Source organism: Limimaricola cinnabarinus LL-001 (assembly GCF_000466965.1).
GTDB lineage: Bacteria > Pseudomonadota > Alphaproteobacteria > Rhodobacterales > Rhodobacteraceae > Limimaricola > Limimaricola cinnabarinus.
Genome location: NZ_BATB01000125.1, coordinates 1 through 4,009, shown reverse-complemented (window position 1 = coordinate 4,009; position 4,009 = coordinate 1). Strand labels below are relative to the sequence as shown.

The window sequence follows — 4,009 nt, the reverse complement described above, 5'->3', positions numbered from 1 at the left end:
GGGAGTTGCTCAGGGCGAACCACCTAATCTCGGCATGAAAGGGTCGTGGTCACAGGGTTGTAGGCACTTACTGCCGAAGGTCGTCGAAGAGCTCTCAGCGGACCGTCGCAATGACGGGGTTATGGCCACCGAAGACCCCACGAGGGTGTGCGCCTCATCTGGCGGCCGACAGCTCCGCAGAGCAGGCCTCGCATCTGGTCCACAACCGGGACCGGCCTCCATACGGTCGTGGTCTCGGCTGTTGAGAAGCCCGATGAAGACTTCCGCTTCCGCACTTTGCTCTCCGGGGTTCTGTGGTTCCACCGCCAGATGATCTCGTCCAGGTATCGCTGTAGGTGCTTCCGTCCGAGACGATGATACACGCCGATCAGAGCGCGCTGGACGACCGCGTTCACGGCCTCGACGGTGTTGATGTGCGCCCCGGTCTTCGTGTTCGCATACTGGCGCTTGTTGTGCTGGATCGTATGGTGGCTGGCAAAAGATGCCCCGATCTTTCCGTAACTTGGGTTCTTGTCGGTGATGAGCGCCGAGGTCGGGTCGATCCAGCCCTCGATGATCGGCTTCATCGTGCGCCCTCGAGTATTGGGGATGAGCACGGCTCGAGCCTGACCGTTTCGCGCCGCAGCAACGAGGGCGATTGGCTTGCCTGTTCCTCGCCCCCGCTTGTTCTTGACGCCATGGCGGAACTTCGGCTTGCCGCCGACGAAGGCCTCGTCGACCTCGACCACTCCCGACAGTCGACCGGCAATGCCCTGCCGATCATCCATCATCTCGCGGATCGCGTGGCCAAGCTTCCACGCGGTCTTTTGGTTCACGCCCAAAATGCGCGCCATCACGACCGACGAGATGCCCTTGGAGGAGGTCAGCACGAGGAACATTGCGGCGATCCAGGTCCGGAGATCCAGCTTCGTCGCGTGGAGCGGCGTCCTCGTGGTGACGGTGAACTGGCTCCGGCATTCCCTCTCGACGCACTGATACAGGCCGGGGCGCACGGATGCACCACGCAGCGGGCGCGACCTCAAGCTTCCGCAATGTGGACAGAACCGATCATCGCCCCAGATGGCGTTCTCGAGGAAGAGCCGCGCGTGGCGTTCGGTCGGCATCTTCTTCCAGACATCGCGGACGGACTTCAGTTCGGTGATCATGGAGTGGCCTCGCTTCGGGGGAACCCAGAAGATTGGCTGATTTCTCCTAACCGGAAGCGACTACGTTATGGCGCAGCCGGGACCTTCGCGAGGCAAGGAGGCTGGGCATTTCCGAAAGCTCTGCTTTTTCTCGTGGATAATAGGGTTGATTTTCAACGCGCTGCGTGATTCACGGCTCGGAAAACGGAGCGGTGACATGAGCGACCTTTACTGGCTGACCGACGAGCAGATGGCCAAACTTGCCCCTTTCTTCCCGAAGTCGCACGGCAAGCCACGGGTCGATGACAGACGGGTGTTGAGCGGGATTATCTTCATCAATCGCAATGGGTTGCGCTGGCGGGATGCGCCGCAGGAATATGGTCCGCACAAGACGCTGTACAGCCGATGGAAGCGTTGGAGCGAGAAAGGCATCTTTGCCCAGATTATGGTCGGTCTGGGCCTTGATGCTGTAACCGCCCCCCGACGGCATCGATGTGCCAAGGTGGGTTTGCAACATTCCACATTGGAGGGCGGTCATGTCGGAAGTTACCACAATCGGTCTGGATCTGGCGAAGAACGTGTTTCAGGTGCATGGAGCTGATGGCTCCGGCCACGCGGTCATTCGCAAGAAGCTGCGCCGGGATCAGGTCCTGTCCTTTTTCAGCCAGATGCCACCGTGCCTCGTCGCCATGGAAGCCTGTGGCGGTGCCCACTTTTGGGGCCGTGAAATCGGCAAGCTGGGTCACGAGGTGCGGCTGATCCCGCCAGCTTATGTGAAGCCCTTCGTCAAACGCCAAAAAAACGATGCAGCCGATGCCGAGGCGATCTGCGAGGCGGCGCAGCGCCCGTCGATGCGCTTCGTGCCGGCGAAGAGTGAAGCGACCCAGGGTGCGGCCATGGTCTTCCGCGTCCGGGAGCTTCTGATCCGGCAGCGCACCCAAGCGATCAATGCCCTGCGCGGCCACTTGGCCGAGTTCGGGGCGGTCGTGCCGCAAGGGGCCGCTAACGCCGCGCGCCTGGTGGCTCTGGTGGAGGATCAGAGCAGCGGCCTACCCGACGACGCACGAGGCACCTTGGACGTTCTGGTCGAAACGCTGTCCCAGCTCGACGCGCAGATCGCTAAGCTCGACGCAGAGATTGCCCGTCGTGCCAAGGAGAGCGACGTCGCGCGCCGGCTGATGACGGTCCCGGGCATCGGCCCGCTGATTGCCACGGCGATTGCGGTTTTGGCGCCCCCGCCGGAGACGTTCCGAAGAGGTCGGGATTTTGCCGCCTGGCTCGGCTTGGTGCCGCGACAGCATTCGACGGGCGGCAAGCAGCGTCTGGGTGCTACCACGAAGATGGGCGAGCGATCCTTGCGACGCCTGCTGATCATCGGCGCCAATAGCGTCGTCATCAAACGACACGTTCACAAGGAGGCGCAGCCGGGCACGTGGCTGGGCGGCCTGCTGTCGCGCAAGCCGCCGATGTTGGTGCGGGTAGCGCTGGCCAACAAGATGGCGCGGATCGTCTGGGCCTTGATGGCTCGAGGCGGCGTCTACAGGTCTCCGGTCGCGATGGCGTAACCCATCGTCGGCCGCGAGGACGTCGGAGCGAAAGAGGGCAAGGAGTTGTATGGCGCAACGGTCGTGAGACGGGATCGGGAAAACCAGTGTGCAACAGAGTGCCTTCGAGCACGCGGCCTTGATCTGGACTCGATCCGCGAACACCACACGGGCCGGCGGCATGTAGGGCCGCATCAGAGGCCGGACACATGTCAGCACCCGACGACGCGCTAAGATCAGCTTTGAAGATACCTCTTGCGCTTGGGGCGGTTACACATGTTGCACGAAGCCTGCCCGGGATTCACATTGAGTGTCCTACGGCGTAGCTGGGTGGCATGCCCAAGTCTGCACCCACCCGCTACCGCACCCGGAACTGGTCCGCCTATAACGCGGCGCTGCGTGAGCGTGGATCGCTGACCGTCTGGTTCGACCCGTCGACACCCTGGCACGCGACGTCATCGGGTAAGCGCGGCGGCCAGCTGATCTACAGCGACGCCGCGATCCAAGCCTGTCTGACGATCAAGGTTCTGTTCGGCCTGCCGCTTCGCCAGACGACTGGCTTCGTGGCAAGCCTGCTGAAGCTCGCAAAGCTCGATTGGCCGGTCCCGGACTTCTCGACGCTCTGTCGGCGGCAGAAGACGCTGGCTGTGCAATTGCCCTACCGTAGCAGCAACGGTCCGCTGCATCTGCTCATCGACAGCACGGGTATCAAAGTCCGCGGCGAAGGCGAATGGCATACGCGCAAGCACGGTGGTTCGCGCAGGCGGGTTTGGCGCAAGGTCCATCTGGCCATGGACGAGGCGACCTTGGAGGTGCGAGCTGTCGAGATCACCGGCAGCGGCGTGGGCGATGCGCCTGTGTTGCCTGATCTACTCGCCCAGATCCCCGAGGGCGAAGCGATCGCCTCGGTCACGGCTGACGGCGCCTACGACACTCGCGGTTGCCGCGACGCCATCGCGAACCGGGGCGCGGAAGCGGTCATACCGCCCAGGCGCAACGCCAAACCGTGGAAGAAGGATAGCCCCGGAGCGGCAGACAGGAACGAGGCCTTGCGCGCCATCAAGCATCTCGGCAGGGCTATTTGGCGGCACTGGACCGGTTATCATCGCCGAAGCCGCGCCGAGACCAAGATGAACTGTATGAAGCTGCTCGGCCAGAAACTGATGGCTCGAGACTTCGATCGCCAGACCGCCGAGCTTCAGGTCCGCATCGCGATCTTAAACCGCTTCACCGCACTCGGCATTCCCGTCACAGAACCCGTCGTCTAAGCCACTCGGGGTAAGGGGAAACTCAGCCTTCAGGTATTCCGTGCAACAGAGCCGTCGGTCTGGCTGCCAAGCA

The 4,009-nt window shown here is 62.7% G+C and carries 3 protein-coding genes and 1 pseudogene; 3 read left to right on the top strand and 1 reads right to left on the bottom strand.

Features of this window, described 5'->3' with window-relative positions:
• Positions 1 to 119: 119 nt before the first annotated feature.
• A complete protein-coding gene (locus tag MBELCI_RS18465) occupies positions 120 to 1,145 on the bottom strand; it encodes an IS1595 family transposase (protein ID WP_021695764.1) in 1,026 nt (341 codons plus the stop codon).
• Between the two features lie 196 nt (positions 1,146 to 1,341).
• Here MBELCI_RS18465 and MBELCI_RS20240 point away from each other — a divergent pair.
• The 3 genes and pseudogenes from MBELCI_RS20240 to MBELCI_RS18455 all read left to right on the top strand — a co-directional run.
• Positions 1,342 to 1,590 (top strand): annotated as a pseudogene (locus MBELCI_RS20240) (transposase); the annotation flags it as partial.
• Positions 1,591 to 1,660: 70 nt separating this feature from the next.
• On the top strand, positions 1,661 to 2,689 hold the full coding sequence (locus MBELCI_RS18460) for an IS110 family RNA-guided transposase (RefSeq protein WP_021695763.1): 1,029 nt from the start codon (positions 1,661 to 1,663) through the stop codon (positions 2,687 to 2,689).
• A gap of 314 nt (positions 2,690 to 3,003) precedes the next feature.
• Positions 3,004 to 3,936 carry an IS5 family transposase gene (locus MBELCI_RS18455; protein WP_021695762.1) on the top strand — a complete coding sequence of 311 codons (933 nt, stop codon included), beginning with the start codon at positions 3,004 to 3,006 and terminating at the stop codon, positions 3,934 to 3,936.
• The last annotated feature ends 73 nt before the right edge of the window (positions 3,937 to 4,009 follow it).